The sequence below is a fragment of the Pseudoalteromonas sp. 2CM39R genome (genome assembly GCF_023161845.1).
Map to the genome: position 1 here is coordinate 141636 of NZ_JALNTM010000008.1, position 14621 is coordinate 156256.

The 14621-nt window shown below is 38.9% G+C and carries 15 protein-coding genes; 4 read left to right on the plus strand and 11 right to left on the minus strand.

What is annotated here, in order from left to right; genetic code table 11:
- From fliE to MTF66_RS18720, 3 genes are all read right to left on the minus strand, one after another.
- Window positions 1-333 carry a flagellar hook-basal body complex protein FliE gene (fliE, locus tag MTF66_RS18710; protein ID WP_054562183.1) on the minus strand — a complete coding sequence of 111 codons (333 nt, stop codon included), beginning with the start codon at window positions 331-333 and terminating at the stop codon, window positions 1-3.
- 169 nt (window positions 334-502) lie between these two features.
- Complete coding sequence (locus tag MTF66_RS18715; protein ID WP_054562184.1) at window positions 503-1906, minus strand: sigma-54 dependent transcriptional regulator; 1404 nt, start codon at window positions 1904-1906, stop codon at window positions 503-505.
- Window positions 1903-3015 carry a PAS domain-containing sensor histidine kinase gene (locus tag MTF66_RS18720; RefSeq protein ID WP_248527876.1) on the minus strand — a complete coding sequence of 371 codons (1113 nt, stop codon included), beginning with the start codon at window positions 3013-3015 and terminating at the stop codon, window positions 1903-1905. The genes MTF66_RS18715 and MTF66_RS18720 overlap by 4 nt, the downstream gene beginning before the upstream one ends.
- Window positions 3016-3142: 127 nt before the next feature.
- Here MTF66_RS18720 and MTF66_RS18725 point away from each other — a divergent pair, with 127 nt between their 5' ends.
- Complete coding sequence (locus MTF66_RS18725; RefSeq protein WP_248527878.1) at window positions 3143-3730, plus strand: DNA-3-methyladenine glycosylase I; 588 nt, start codon at window positions 3143-3145, stop codon at window positions 3728-3730.
- 33 nt (window positions 3731-3763) lie between these two features.
- Here MTF66_RS18725 and MTF66_RS18730 read toward each other — a convergent pair whose 3' ends face one another.
- Together MTF66_RS18730 and MTF66_RS18735 are read right to left on the minus strand one after the other, a co-directional pair.
- Window positions 3764-5203 carry a sigma-54 dependent transcriptional regulator gene (locus MTF66_RS18730; RefSeq protein WP_248527880.1) on the minus strand — a complete coding sequence of 480 codons (1440 nt, stop codon included), beginning with the start codon at window positions 5201-5203 and terminating at the stop codon, window positions 3764-3766.
- 142 nt (window positions 5204-5345) lie between these two features.
- Entirely contained in the window at window positions 5346-6131 is a 786-nt protein-coding gene (locus tag MTF66_RS18735; RefSeq protein WP_248527882.1) for a flagellin, read from the minus strand.
- A 193-nt stretch (window positions 6132-6324) separates the two neighbouring features.
- On the opposite strand from MTF66_RS18735, the gene pseB reads away from it, so the two are divergent.
- Genes pseB through MTF66_RS18750 form a run of 3 tightly spaced genes read left to right on the plus strand, consistent with a single transcriptional unit; the run spans window position 6325 to window position 9355 of the window.
- Entirely contained in the window at window positions 6325-7326 is a 1002-nt protein-coding gene (gene pseB, locus MTF66_RS18740) for a UDP-N-acetylglucosamine 4,6-dehydratase (inverting) (RefSeq protein ID WP_058586397.1), read from the plus strand.
- Between the two features lie 8 nt (window positions 7327-7334).
- Window positions 7335-8498 carry a UDP-4-amino-4,6-dideoxy-N-acetyl-beta-L-altrosamine transaminase gene (gene pseC / locus MTF66_RS18745; RefSeq protein ID WP_248527885.1) on the plus strand — a complete coding sequence of 388 codons (1164 nt, stop codon included), beginning with the start codon at window positions 7335-7337 and terminating at the stop codon, window positions 8496-8498.
- The gene (locus tag MTF66_RS18750; RefSeq protein ID WP_248527888.1) at window positions 8495-9355 is read left to right on the plus strand and encodes an aldo/keto reductase; all 861 of its coding nucleotides are present in this window, start codon (window positions 8495-8497) and stop codon (window positions 9353-9355) included. Before pseC ends, MTF66_RS18750 begins: the two co-directional genes overlap by 4 nt.
- On the opposite strand, the gene MTF66_RS18755 is transcribed toward MTF66_RS18750, so the two are convergent.
- Genes MTF66_RS18755 through MTF66_RS18780 form a run of 6 tightly spaced genes read right to left on the minus strand, consistent with a single transcriptional unit; the run spans window position 9352 to window position 14620 of the window.
- Complete coding sequence (locus MTF66_RS18755; protein WP_175082346.1) at window positions 9352-10092, minus strand: WbqC family protein; 741 nt, start codon at window positions 10090-10092, stop codon at window positions 9352-9354. The two genes, MTF66_RS18750 and MTF66_RS18755, sit on opposite strands and share 4 nt — an antisense overlap.
- Window positions 10089-10730, minus strand: a complete 642-nt coding sequence (locus MTF66_RS18760) for a class I SAM-dependent methyltransferase (RefSeq protein WP_152996549.1) — start codon at window positions 10728-10730, stop codon at window positions 10089-10091. The genes MTF66_RS18755 and MTF66_RS18760 overlap by 4 nt, the downstream gene beginning before the upstream one ends.
- Entirely contained in the window at window positions 10717-11646 is a 930-nt protein-coding gene (locus MTF66_RS18765) for a DegT/DnrJ/EryC1/StrS family aminotransferase (protein ID WP_248527891.1), read from the minus strand. Before MTF66_RS18765 ends, MTF66_RS18760 begins: the two co-directional genes overlap by 14 nt.
- Window positions 11637-12311 (minus strand): class I SAM-dependent methyltransferase, encoded by a 675-nt coding sequence (locus MTF66_RS18770; RefSeq protein WP_058586402.1) that lies wholly within the window; start codon window positions 12309-12311, stop codon window positions 11637-11639. Before MTF66_RS18770 ends, MTF66_RS18765 begins: the two co-directional genes overlap by 10 nt.
- A gap of 1 nt (window position 12312) precedes the next feature.
- The gene (locus tag MTF66_RS18775) at window positions 12313-13287 is read right to left on the minus strand and encodes a glycosyl transferase (RefSeq protein WP_248527895.1); all 975 of its coding nucleotides are present in this window, start codon (window positions 13285-13287) and stop codon (window positions 12313-12315) included.
- The gene (locus tag MTF66_RS18780) at window positions 13259-14620 is read right to left on the minus strand and encodes an NAD(P)-binding protein (protein ID WP_248527898.1); all 1362 of its coding nucleotides are present in this window, start codon (window positions 14618-14620) and stop codon (window positions 13259-13261) included. Before MTF66_RS18780 ends, MTF66_RS18775 begins: the two co-directional genes overlap by 29 nt.
- Window position 14621 lies beyond the last annotated feature (1 nt).

A 14621-nucleotide genomic window follows, 5' to 3' on the forward strand; every position in this document is an offset into this window, starting at 1 on the left:
TTACACAGGCATGTTCATGATTTCTTTATAAGCTTCAACAAGTTTATTTCGAACTTGCACCGTAGCTTCAAAAGCGACTGATGATTTTTGCGAAGCAATCATTACGTCTGCTAGAGAAACACTGCGGTCGCCCATTTCCATTGCTGTTACTTTTTGCTTAGCGTCTTGTTGTAAGCCATTCACTGTATCAAGTGCATTGGTAAGTAAATCACCAAACTGTGCCGACGATGTTGGCTGAGTTTGTGTTGGTAAATTATTAATTGAGTTACTACGGCCCACTTCTGAAGCCATAGCTTGCATTTCTTGAAATAATGCGCTGTTTTGAACTTTCATAATACTCTCTGACAATGCAGTTTACTTATGCACTGATAAAGCACAAACCGTGCCACAAAATAAATCATTTAGATTCAATGGCTTGAATCATTAATTTGCATGTCAGAGTTTTGACAGCAAACAAGCTCACAAAAATGTGAGCTTGTTTGAGTAACTTTTTGGAAGGAGTTTATGCAGGTAAGGCTATACCCAGGTCTCGCATTTGCGCCAGTTTATAACGTAACGTGCGCGGACTAATACCTAAGGTTTCTGCAACCTCTTTGCGCTTACCATTACAGCGCGCTAAGGTTTCTAAAATAATACGATGCTCTTTGTCTTTCAGCTCGTCTTTGTAATTACCTTGCTCACTCACTTGTGGCACGGTATCTAAATTAACTTCAACAGGCTGTTCTTGATATACCGGTGCGTTGTGTGGCGGCGTAGCGACTGGCTTTATATCAACCGTAAGCAACTCTTCAATAAAGACATCGTCTTGATGAATACTATTACCATCGCATAATATCAACGCCCGTTGAATAACGTTATCAAGCTCTCGTACGTTACCTGGCCAAGCATGAGATAGTAGCTTTTGTTTCGCACCCTCACTTAGTTGAGCGATAGGCTCTTTACTTTTCAGGCAATGACGCTCTATTAAATGCTCAGCCAATACAATAATGTCGCCAGGACGCTCGGCTAATGGTTTCCACATTAGCGGGAATACATTTAAGCGATAATATAAATCTTCTCTAAATAGATTTTCGCTCACTGCTTCTTTTAAATCTCGGTTACTTGTAGCTAGAACGCGAACATCAAGCTCTATCGTTTTACGACCGCCTAAGCGCTCTACTTCGCGCTCTTGAAGTACACGCAGTAATTTAGCTTGTAAGCCTAAATCCATCTCAGTGATTTCATCAAGTAAGATGGTACCACCTTGAGCTTGCTCAAATTTACCCGGACAGGCTTGAATAGCGCCGGTAAACGCCCCTTTTTCGTAACCGAATAAGGTTGCTTCAAGCATGTTTTCAGGAATAGCAGCACAGTTAATAGCCACAAAGGGAGCATCGCTACGATTTGATTTATCGTGGATAAAACGAGCCAAGACTTCTTTACCCGAGCCACTTGGGCCGAGTACCATGACACTGGCATCTGAGCGGGCAACTTTGCTCGCGAGCTCTAATAGCTTAATACTTGATGGATCGGCAACGATTGGGCCATCGGTTTCTTTTTCCTTTTCAGGCAAATAACGACTCACCATATTAAGGAGTACTTCTGGAGCAAACGGTTTTGCCATATAATCAATCGCGCCTAAACGCATTGCTTCTACAGCATCATCAATGGTGGCATAGGCTGTCATCATTAATACCGGCAGCTCAGGATAATTAAGTTTAATGCTACGTAATAGGTCAAGGCCACTCATGGCGCCCATTTGCACATCACTAACAACCAATGAATAGCTATTTTGCTTAAGCAAGATCATCGCTTGTTCAGCGCTATCTGCAGCAACGCAATCAATACCCGACATTTCAAGGGTATCAATCAGTGCTTCTCGTAAGCCTGCGTCGTCTTCCACGACTAAAATAGAGTTAGTATTCATTTTGCCTCCGCTGACATTGGTTCTGCACTAATTGGCAAGATCAAACTAAAACATGCTCCCCCATGAGCATTATTAGTCACTTCAACCCGTCCTTGGTGCGCATTGGCGACTGAACTTACAACAGCAAGTCCAAGCCCCGTGCCTTGGCTTTTGGTAGTGTAAAAAGGTTCGAATAATTTGTTGGTATGACGTAAATCAACACCTGGGCCATTATCACTGACACTGATGCGAACACAGTTTTCGCTAGTTTCGTCACGTTCGGCACTCAGGGTTACCACAGCCTCAGAGCCAATAATTTGAATACTGTTGTGGATCAGGTTTTGAATAGCACTCGCCAGAGCCGTTTTATTACCCATAATTTCAATATCTGGCTCAGGCAAGTTCACGCTAAGTTCACTGTTATTTTGTGCAACCATAGCATCAGCACCGGCTTTTACTTCATTAAGTAACTGTTGCATTGAAACGCTTTCGACAACTTGTTGCTCACCACTTTTGGCAAATAACAGCATATCGTTCACTTGGGTTTCTAAATCTTTTAAACGCGACATTAACTTTGTATGAAAGTTGCCACGCGAGCTTTCTGGCAATCGCTTTGAGCCTAAATTTGCGGCATACAGCATGGCCGCTGATAACGGTGTTCTGACTTGATGAGCAAGCGAAGCAACCATTTTGCCAAGCGCACTTAAGCGCTGCATATGTGCAACTCGCTTTTGTAAGCGTCTGGTTTCAGTTAAATCTGTCATTAAAATTAACTGCCCTGGCTCTGGAGCAAGCGCAGTAATATCAAGCTTTATTAAACGGCCATCCTTAAGTGATACTTCATGTCCATCGTCTTGCTGTGGTCGAAATGAGCGTTGAATTACGCTAAACCACTTTTCACCTTCAAGGGGTTCACCTAGCATATCAATGGCAATTTGATTGGCTTTTGCGATCATGCCTCGGCCATCTAAAACCACCACACCCGCAGGCATGGTATCAACCAAATGACCTAACCAACTAGCTTGTTGGCGCAGCTCACTCAATTCACCCACATACTCTTCTTGCTGTAAGCATGGGTTATATTGTTTGGCTGTGATAAATTGTGGTTTTAGGACATTTGCTAAGGCCATAATTAATACTCAAAAAATCGTGTCTACCTAGTTAAATGCACAATCCGTACCAAATTTATTTTTGTTTTATTTCAATAAATTAAAGACAAAACAACACTGACAAAAAAATGACAATCGCGAGGGAATAATGCAAAAAGAACACCATTGTCGTTGCCCATGGCTCGATACCAGCAAAGAAGATTATGTGGCCTATCATGACCAAGAATGGGGGGTGCCATTATATGATGATCACCGCTTATTTGAATTTATAACCTTAGAGTCAGCACAAGCGGGACTGAGCTGGTATACCATACTTAAAAAGCGTGATGGCTATCGCAGAGCCTTCAAAAACTTTGTTGTCGAAGAGGTTGCCAAAATGACTGAAGACGACGTCGAACGATTAATGCAGTTTGAAGGTATTATTCGTAATCGCGCTAAAATCGCTGCCACTATCAATAACGCGCAACGTTTTATTGAGATTCAAAAAGAGTTTGGCAGTTTCTCAAATTATCAATGGCAGTTTGTTGGTGGCAAGCCATTGGTAAACAATCTTGATAAATTAGAGGATTACCCTGCTATTACTGAAGCCTCTACAGCATTCGCCAAAGATTTAAAAAAGCGCGGCTTTAAGTTTTTAGGCCCGACTACGGTGTATGCCCACATGCAGGCCTGTGGCATGGTAAATGACCATAGCAATGATTGCTTTAGAAAAGCTGAGATAATTAGTGAATATTAAATAGATAAAACCGAGGAAGACACCTAACGCGGCTTAGTCACGCGTTAGGTTGTATTTCTTCATTTTTTCGACCAGTGTGGTGCGGCGAACACCTAAAATTTCTGCTGCACGTGCAACAACATAATCATAGCGCTCTAATGCTTGGCTGATTAAGCTGATTTCTAGCTCAGCAAGATACTCTTTGAGCTCAATCCCTTCATCAGGGAGTAAACCTGAGTCAACCGTTGTTGCTGGTACATCAGGTTCTTCATCATCATAATCACTAAAGCCAGTACTGAAAATATCGTTGAAAGCATCTCGCTCCATCAACTCTTCTGGGTACTCAGGCTCATAAGCCTCAACTTCAATATAACGATATTTAGCTGGAAGGTCTGGCACATCAACCACTTTATCAGGAAACATGATTACCATGCGCTCAACTAAGTTAGCAAGCTCACGAATATTCCCCGGCCACGCATGCTCTTTTAAGCTTTGAATCGCACGCTCAGTAAATTTGGCCGTTGTGCCACTTTGCTCGTTCACACGACGCATTAGCTCTTTTAAAAGTAGAGGAATGTCGTCGGCACGTTCACTAAGCGAAGGGTTTTCAATTGGAAATACGTTTAAACGATAAAAAAGGTCTTCACGGAAGTCGCCCTGTTCAATCATCTCTTCAAGGTTACGATGAGTTGCAGCAATAATTCTTACATCCGCTTGAATAGGCTTAGTACCCCCTACTCGTTCATAGCTACGCTCTTGCAACACACGCAGTAGTTTAACCTGCATTTGTAAAGGCATATCACCAATTTCATCTAGAAACAGCGTGCCGCCTTGCGCTAATTCAAAACGCCCTTTTCGTGCAGAAATAGCGCCCGTAAAAGCACCCTTTTCATGGCCAAATAGCTCACTTTCAAGAAGCTCGCCTGGGATAGCACCGCAGTTTACCGGCACAAATGGCCCAGTATTGCGTTTAGAGAGTAAATGAACGTTACGTGCAACAACTTCTTTACCTGTGCCTGACTCACCTAAGATCAGTACATTTGCATCGGTTTTTGCTACTTGTTCAATTAAAAAGCGCACATCTTTTACAGCTTCGGTTTCACCGACTAAACCATCAAATGATTTGTTAGGTTTAGCTTGCTTATGGTCACCCGGTAGCATGCGCTGATATTGCTGACAATCATGCAATAGCTGAGTAGTTACATCATGGTTAAACGGCTCACAAATTAAACCAACGACATTAGCAATGCTTAGTAACGGTTTAAGTGTTTCACCAATTAATAAAAACGGAATGGCTGGAAACTGTTTGATCACAGCCTCGTGATTTAGCTGCTGTAAAGCACCAAGAATGACCATGCATTCTTGCTGTTGATGTTTTTCACAAAAAGACTGTAATGAAGTCTCATCAACTAATTGTGCAGTTTCACCAATGAAGGTAAGTGCTGCATGTAAACCTATCGCACGATTATTATTATTGTCTAAAATTAAGATCATTATTGGCGAACCACAGTTACCACGAGGTTAGTTAATTTCTAAATTGTAAGCGAGTTTAGGAGGGATGCAAGCGCTAAGCGGCAATTTATTGACATCAACGCCAAAAAATAGTCACTTAGCACTAAAATTTAATACTAAAGAATTAAAGTAAACCTAATATAGATTCGGCTGAACGATTTGCCTGACCACGTAAGGCAATAGATGCTTGCGATAAAATATCATTAGCTACTTGATCAGACACAGCTTTTGCATAGTCAGTATCTTCTATTCGGCTTTGGCTCGCAGCAAGATTCTCTCGCTGGTTACCTAAACCTTTTATCGTACTCGCCAAGGTGTTTTGAAAAGCGCCTAGCTCAGCTCTTTGCGTGTTAATTTCTTCAGCTGCTTGGTCGCTAATATCAATCGCAGCTTGAGCTCCTGCCTGGGTTGAAATATCGATTCCTGCAATAACTGAAGCAATACTGCCATCAGATGGCGTCACCGATTGTGTGGTGTTGGCATCAGGACCAACTTGAAACGACACTTGCTCACCATCAAATAAAGGTTTACCACCGAATGTCGCATTTTCAAACGTTTCTGATATTTGCGTTTGTAATTGCGACACTTCTTCTTGAAGTGCTGATCTGTCATTATCTGTGAGCGCACCATTACCCGCTTGAATAGACAGCTCTCGAATGCGAGAAACAGCATCATTCACACCAGATAGACTTGACTCTGTCACTTGTGAGTAAGAAATGCCATCGTACGCATTGTTAATTGCTTGACTGTAGCCATCTTGCTGCGATGTTAATCGATCAATAATTTGCAGTGCAGCGGCATCATCTGCCGCTGAGTTTACTTTTTTACCTGATGCTAGTTGCTCATCAAGCTTATTACCCGTTTGCTGAGTTTGGTTTAAAAACCCGGTATTGGGTGATTGAATTTTCATGGCGGCCTCCGACAAACCGATTGCTTAAATTATAGCTTAATTTGCCAAATTTTGTACTTTGTACCATGGTTTAGATAAATTAACTTGGCATCTGACTTGCTAGTGTATTAGTTAATAGTTAAATTACTGAGAATTGTGTCAAAATTCTCACTTTGCGTATCAAACGCCAATGAAAAATAACTCGGGTAACACTATGTTCGACAATAAAACAATTTTAATTACCGGTGGTACCGGTTCATTCGGTAAAAAATACGTCAAAACGCTTCTAGAACGCTATAAGCCAAAAAAGATCATTATCTTTTCGCGTGACGAACTCAAACAGTTTGAAATGCAGCAAGAGTTTGACCAACCGTGTATGCGGTATTTTATTGGTGATGTACGCGATAAAGAAAGGCTTCGCCGTGCTATGCGCGGCGTGAACTATGTGATTCACGCAGCAGCATTAAAACAAGTACCAGCCGCTGAATACAACCCAATGGAGTGCATCAAAACTAATATCAATGGCGCAGAGAATGTAATTGACGCCGCCCTTGATAATAACGTAGAAAAAGTCATTGCACTGTCGACTGATAAAGCCGCGAATCCAATCAACTTATATGGTGCGACAAAACTTGCATCAGACAAGTTATTTGTTGCTGCTAATAATATTGCTGGCGGCCATAAAACAACTTTTTCAGTAGTAAGATACGGTAACGTAGTGTGTTCGCGTGGCTCTGTTGTGCCTATTTTCCAAAAGTTTATCGACCAAGGCCGCGACCATATACCAATTACTCATGAAGAAATGACTCGCTTTTGGATTAGCCTGCAACAAGGTGTTGATTTTGTTTTAACTAACTTTGAGCGTATGTTAGGTGGCGAAATTTTCGTTCCGAAGATCCCTTCAATTCGTATTACTGACCTTGCTAAAGCAATGGCACCTGACTTACCAATTAAGGTTATAGGTATTCGCCCAGGTGAAAAGTTACATGAGGTCATGTGCCCGGCCGACTTATGCTTTGAAACGTACGAATATAGCGACCACTTTGTTATCGCTCCGGGTATAAAATTCAGTAGTCGTAGCAATGATTTTACTGTGAATGCTATTGGTGAAAAAGGCAAAAAAGTTACCCAAGGTTTCGAGTATAACTCGCTTGATAACCCTGAATATATGAGTATTGAAGAAATTAAAAACTTCAATGTTCAAGCATTATTGTAAAATTTATTATGACGAATAAGGTAATTCCTTACGGCAAACAAAGTATTTCGCAAGAAGACATCAATGCCGTAATTGATGTTTTGAAATCTGACTGGTTAACACAGGGCCCTGCTGTTCCAGCATTTGAAAGTGCCATTGCAGAATATTGTAGTGCTCACTATGCCTGTGCCACTAACAGTGCGACTTCAGCGTTACATATTGCTTGCCTTGCTTTAGGCGTAGGTAAAGGTGACATTGTGTGGACGTCGCCAATCTCCTTTGTCGCATCGAGTAACTGCGCCCTGTATTGTGGCGCAGACATCGATTTTGTTGATATCGACCTTGAAACAGGCAATATGTCTGTTGCAGCGCTTCAAGAAAAGCTAACGTTAGCCAAACAAAGCCAGCAACTTCCTAAAGTCGTGATCCCTGTTCATTTAGCTGGTCAGTCATGCGATATGGCAGCAATCAATGCACTTGCCAAAGAGTATGGTTTTAAGGTTATTGAAGATGCCTCGCATGCTATTGGCGCGAAGTACAAAGATAAGCCTGTTGGCAGCTGTATTTATTCAGATATTACTGTGTTTAGCTTTCATCCAGTCAAGATAATTACATCTGCTGAAGGGGGGATGGCGGTTACCAACTGTGCTGAGCTCAACAAAAAAATGAGCCGCTTGCGAAGCCATGGTATTACTAATATTCCTGAAGAAATGACCGAGCCAAGTCACGGCCCTTGGTATTATCAACAGTTAGAGCTTGGTTTTAATTATAGAATGACTGATATGCAAGCCGCTTTAGGACTGAGTCAGTTAAAGCAGCTAGACAACTTTGTATCAGTGAGAAACGACATTGCAACAACATATAACCATGCGTTTGCAAATTCAACGCTAGCTCATTTAACACAATCGGATGAGTGTTACTCTAGCTACCATTTATATATTGTTCGTTTAACCCAATGTAACGTAGAAAAGCACAAGTCAGTCATTACAGGTATGCGCGAGCAAGGAGTTATTGCTCACTTGCATTATATACCGATCCATTTACAGCCTTATTATCAAGCTTTAGGCTTTTCGGACGGTGATTATCCAAATGCAGAAACTTACTACAAACAGGCTGTTACCATTCCTCTGCACCCAACTATGACAGCAAATGAGCAGCAATTCGTTATCAAAACACTGATTGATTTATTATGAAGCTCGCTTTAGGCACAGTGCAATTTGGCTTGAATTACGGTGTGAGTAACCGTTCAGGGAAAACTAAGACCGATGAAGTTAAGCGGATCTTAAAGCTAGCAAAAAGTGCTTCGTTAAATACAATTGATACTGCTGCAGCCTACGGTGATGCTGAAGCTGTTTTAGGCAATTGCGCTATTGATGATTTCAACATCGTGAGTAAAGTAAAACCTTTACCTAATTCATGTAATGAAGAAGAGTGGGTTCACTCTTGCCTTGAGCATACACTTTCCGACTTACATTTAAACGCTATTTATGGGCTACTTTTACATAACGCTGACGATTTAAAGAAATACCCAAGCCTTTTAAATGTTTTATACAATCTTAAAGCTGACAATAAAGTAGCCAAAGTAGGCTTATCGGTTTATTCACCTAACCAGATTAGCGAACCTATTTTAGAGCAAATTGATTTAATCCAGTTACCTGCAAATATATTTGATCAACGTTTTTTAACAGCAGATTTATTGAAAAAGTTTAAAAAAAATAAAGTTGAAGTTCACACTCGTTCAGCTTTTTTGCAAGGCTTACTATTGATGTCTGAAGGTGAGTGGCCTGAATATTTTAACCCAATAAAACAGTCCCTTGAGATTTTTCATCATATGGCTAAGCGTTTGGACATGACACCTTTAGCACTGGCTATTAACTACGTTGTTGGTATTGAATCAATTGATAAAGTTGTCATAGGTGTTAACAGCGAAGCCCAGCTGGAAGAGATTTTACAAGCGTTAGACAGCAAGTTAGAACCAAATGTATTTTTTAACGAACTTGCTATCGAAGACGAAAGTTTTATAAATCCTGCCAAATGGCAGCTCAGTTAGTAAAAATCACTGTAGTGAAGCGCTTGCTTTGTAGAGTTTTTGATTAGCTCTGCAGTCTTATTTGGGCCGACATTAAACAAACTATCAATCGCGCTTAAATGCGACTCAAAACTACCATTTCTTTGAATGTATTCAGGGTGCTCAAAGTTTTGATAGTAAACATCTATATTATTTTTTACCAGTTGCCCACCAGGCGTAAATTCTTCAATATAATTTTTTGCTCCCATCGGCGACAAGTAAACGTTACAGTCTAATATGTTACATAAGGAAACTAACCGGCTATCTTTTACGCCTTCAACATTAGATAGTTTTGAAGATATGTAAGTTGGCGTGCTAATACCGATATAATCCATTAGAGCCTTAATAAGAGCTATATTAAACTGAGCTACAGTATTTAAGTTATCTTTTTCAAACACCGATGAAAGGATTGGGAATAGCTCTTCAAAATAGTCAGTTTTATTATAGTTTTCATAAATACTTTTTAAGTGCTTTTTCTTCCAAACTGTTTCTTTTACAAATGAGGTGTTTTCAATAGTGGCAGCTGATCTCCCATTCGGTGTTGATACATGACAACTAAGCATCAGGGGTTGATTTTTAGCCTTTATTCTATTTCTGATATGCCAATCACTTTTCTCTAATTTTACATCATCAAGAAATACAAACTTATCTGCGCTTTGTATCAATGCAAAGTAACCTAGCCATGGTAAATAAGTCGGCTGCATTACACTTAAAATCATACACTGAAGCCCTCTTTGTATAGGCTCAAAGTAAACTCGTAAGGATACCCACCAATTTTTGTGACATAGTCATGCTTTAAATTCACAAAGGGAGTCATTTCTTGCTTGCACATGTCAAAAATAACCATGGGATCTATATAAAATAAAGTAGGATCTTCATACTCTACATAAGTTGATAACGCATTAAAAATAATGGACTTTTCACATGCAGCAAAACTTTTAGTAAGAGCGCTTTTCATAAACGAAAAATTATCAGTTGTTTTGTTATTAAAAACACCACTGATTAAAACGTGATCATAGCCAAGTGGCATAGCATCACTGTAGATATCAAACAGTTTAAATTTAGACTTTCTATCGTCCGAAAATTTTTTTTCGGCAGAATGAATAAACTCCGGGACAAAGTCTAAACCCAAATAATCCCCTGTAAATCCATTATCACGGAAAAATGCCAACATATCTCCAAGTCCACAACCTAGATCAACAACCCGGCTTTTGTTTGATATTTGCTCAAGAAAAATTTTAAACCTAACATTTTGAGCTTCTTTAGAAACATGCTGAACAGATTGGTGACTATTCCCAAATTTAGCATATAAACCTTGATAATAACTTTTTAGGCTTTCACTCTTACCTGTAGTCATTTATAAATCTCACCATGTTAGTTAATTGAGTTTTAGGCGTAGCAGGCTGAACAAACAAATTTACAATTTTATTTCCGATTTCTTCCGCATTCGGGTAATAACCTTGAGTTTGCAGAAGGCCTAAAGAGCGGTAGTGGCTAGTGAACAATATGTTTTGTTGTTTGGCTGCATTTAAAAATCGCTCTCTATTTTCAATAAATAAAGGGTATCGCCAATACGTTATTTCAGGATTGTACTTAAGCCTTTTAAATTTTTCATTAGAAACAGTTTGCTCTATAAAAGCAATGTTCGACTTTCTGATGGCTGTTAATTTATCTAGCTTTTTTAAACCTTCTAATGCATGAGTTATTTGGATAAGATCAGAAAATTGAGCCATTTTATTATCATCTAAGAAGTCTCTAGCCCTATCAGCAAAAGTCTGACAATTTGTCATTAATGCTCCACCATAGTTTTGGCTAATAGGCTTATCATAGCCAAAACTAATTACTGAGAAATCACCAAAGCTCCCTATTGGACGGCCTTTAAATTTGCCGCCATACGCAAGGCAAGCATCTTCAATTAAAATGACACCTTTTCGCTTAGCATAATCAGTAATTTCATCAATTGCGCAAAAGTGGCCATACCCATGAACAGCAAGAATGGCCGAAATATCATCATCCATTACTGATTCAATTTGTTCAACTTCCATAGAAAGAGAGTTTAGTGAAACATCAGCTAGCACAACTGAATAACCAGCCATTTGAATAGAGAATAAAACGATAGGACAACAACTTGCAGGCATGACTACCTTACTACCTTGCTCTAAACCTGCGCATTTAAGAGCTGTGATAATTGCAAAACTGCCTGAGCGGGTTAAGATGGCATGATTTCGAACAAAGTAACCCGCTAACTCTTTTTCTAACTCGTCTAAACCCAAATTCTAATATCCTTTCGGTATGTAGCAAGCACGAAGGTTTCTGGCTGAGTCAATACTTCTACTTTTGTTGTATATGCTGCTAAATCATCGATTAATTTTTTAAAGTTATAAAAGCGCCACTGCGAATAACGGTGTATCAGAGGTATCGTTTTTTCATATTCTAAGTCACTATTTCCTTTAATTTCTGACTCAAAGTTCGCATCAAGAATATCTCCTAATAGAATCAAGCCGCCAGGCTTTGTCACTCGAATCATTTCTAATATCACTTCTAGAGCATAGTCATATGAAGGAAAGTAGTGAAAAATGCTGTAGCAAAGCACTCTATCAAAATAATTATTCTTGAATCTTAAACTATTTGCTTCTGACTGAGTGAATGCTCCATCTGGCAACAACATTTTTGCTTTGTCTACCATAGATTCAGAGTAATCAACCCCCACTAATTCGTTAAAATTATTAGCTATCTTAGAGAGCAACAAACCATTACCACAGCCTACATCCAAAACATTACCTTTAGAGGCTGAGTTTAACTCTAGCTTACTTAATACATCTGCACTCAGTGCAAGCCAAGCACTATCTTCGAATGGGCGTCCAACCTGTTCTTTGAAGTCAGCACTTGCATTTGCTATTGAATCCCATTCAGCTTGTTTCGATTCAAATTCGTTCATTTCAAACCTTCATAATTTCAAGTGCTAAGTTTCGCGTTGAATAAGTATTATAAGTTTCAACAAATGAATTTACTTGTTTTGTTTTTTGCTTGATGAAACTGGTTATCCCTTGATTTAACTTATCAACACTTGCATCTTCAGCCAGACCTAAATCGTAAGTTAAATTATTTTTGGCTAATTCTAAAGTATCTTGATGTTGTTCGCGTGTTTGCGAAATAGAACAATTAGGTATTAAACAAAATCCAGCTTCATATTTAGTTAACCCTCCACCACTAATGATTAAATCACTATCAGCAAAGTAACTCGAAATATCTTCAGTAAACCCTACTATTTCTACCTTATTATTTTCAACATTGAGTTGCGGCTTTTGTTTATCTATAAGAGTAAAGTCGATACCAGTAAAAACTTGGTCCAAAGCCGCAATAACTTTTACACCAACACCAAAAGCGTCGTAACCCCCTATAAAAATTAGCACTTTTTCAATTTCATTTTTATATGGTAATGCTAATTTTTCTCCCCTTAAGGCAACTAGCTCGGGTGAAAATGAAAAATAGTTCACACCTAAGCAGCTAGGATTAGTAGTTTGATAAAATGAATCAGCATTCAAACGAAAATTTATAAGAAGGTTAACAAAATCAAAGTTGTATTGATTAAAGTCATCAATAACACATAACTTAAAACCAGCACGCTTTAAATTGAGCAGATGTTGTTGAGAAAAATCGTAGCTATCACAAATAATAGTTGTGTTTTCAGCATCGCGCAGTTCCTTTAGTACTTTAAAAGAGTAAAAACTAATTTTTTGCTCAGCAAATAAGTCGTAGTTACCATAAAAATAAACTTTAGGGCTGTTCGATAGAACACTTATTTGTCTGGCAATGTTTAGACTCCTTGATAAATGCCCTAAACCAGTACTTTTCGATGCGTTGCAATAAAAAATATACTTAGCTTTAGTTCGCATAGTTATTGATATCTTCATATGCAAACCTAAGAACGTCATGTAAAAGCCAACAACGCCCGCTAAACCTACCAGAAACAAGTATATTACTGTATGCAGACGTTAGAGTCTGATAATTAACTTCAGTCGCTTCTGCAAATTCCTTTGTAGGTACAGGGAAAGTATTTTCAATTTGCTGGACAAAGCCACTTTCTATAGAAGCATCTTCAGCAACCAACCCCATATTCCTTAGATCTTCTACACCTTCATTTAAAGTAAACTCAGCTTCACTTTTATCTCTAAGCACCTCAGCAGATACAGAGTGAGTTTTCTCTGTTCGTAAATTATCATAAAGAGTGATTCTAAAAATTTCAGAGCTTGGATCCCAGTTCCATAAATAGTGAGATTTATTATTATTGAGGGGTTTATCAAATGTTGCATGCAAGATATAAGCAGTTCGGAACGTAGGCCGATAGCTATGAATAGGTAATTCTCCCGCATGTAATGCAAAAACTGGAGGTGCGCTCCAAAAAACAAGTTCAGTGTTAATTACATCACTGTTACTTAGTTCTACAGAGTCGATTTTACCATTTGATTCAAATATTTTTTTTACTTGAGTGTTAGTGATAATTTCAACGCCTAAAGCCTGTGCTTTATTCACGAGCTCTGATATCCATAACTGAACTCCATCAGTATTTGGATAAAAGTAATATGGCATCGAAAAATTATTTTCTTTTAAATATGTGTCATATTCACTACTTTTATGAAAGCCTAACTTTTTATCTATTTCAGGATGTTGTTTTAATATTCTCGTTAAGTTTTCATCAAATGCTTTTATCCTATTAGCACCAAAGTAGTTGATACTAGTGCTCGTGGATAAACGTTTTTTATCGACATCCTTTCCGTACAACTTATTGATAACTGGCACCGCCAAGTTTTCATAAAACGTTGGCCCTAGAGTTTCTTCCAAATATGTTTCTATATCTATTGCAGAACTTGGCAGAACAGAAGATAAAAACTCACCAATACCTATGTGATAAACATCTTTATTTAACTTTCTGGCATCAATAGTTTGTGTTTCTAAGTCCCAAGAACCAGCGAAATAGTTTCCTGTTTCAAGGCGTTGAAATTGATGCCACTGTATTTCATTATTCTCAAAGTTAAAGAGAATATCATCAACCTCCTGTATTCCAGTTGTAACTGGAATATGAGTTCCCTGGTCATAAATATTACCTTTGTCATCTTTGACTGAACTTAGCAAACCTCCGACTGCAGTACCTTGCTCAACCAACAAAACTCGATCATATCTTTTTTTTAGTAATATACTCGCGGTGAGGCCACAGACGCCACCACCTACAACAATACATGTTTTCATA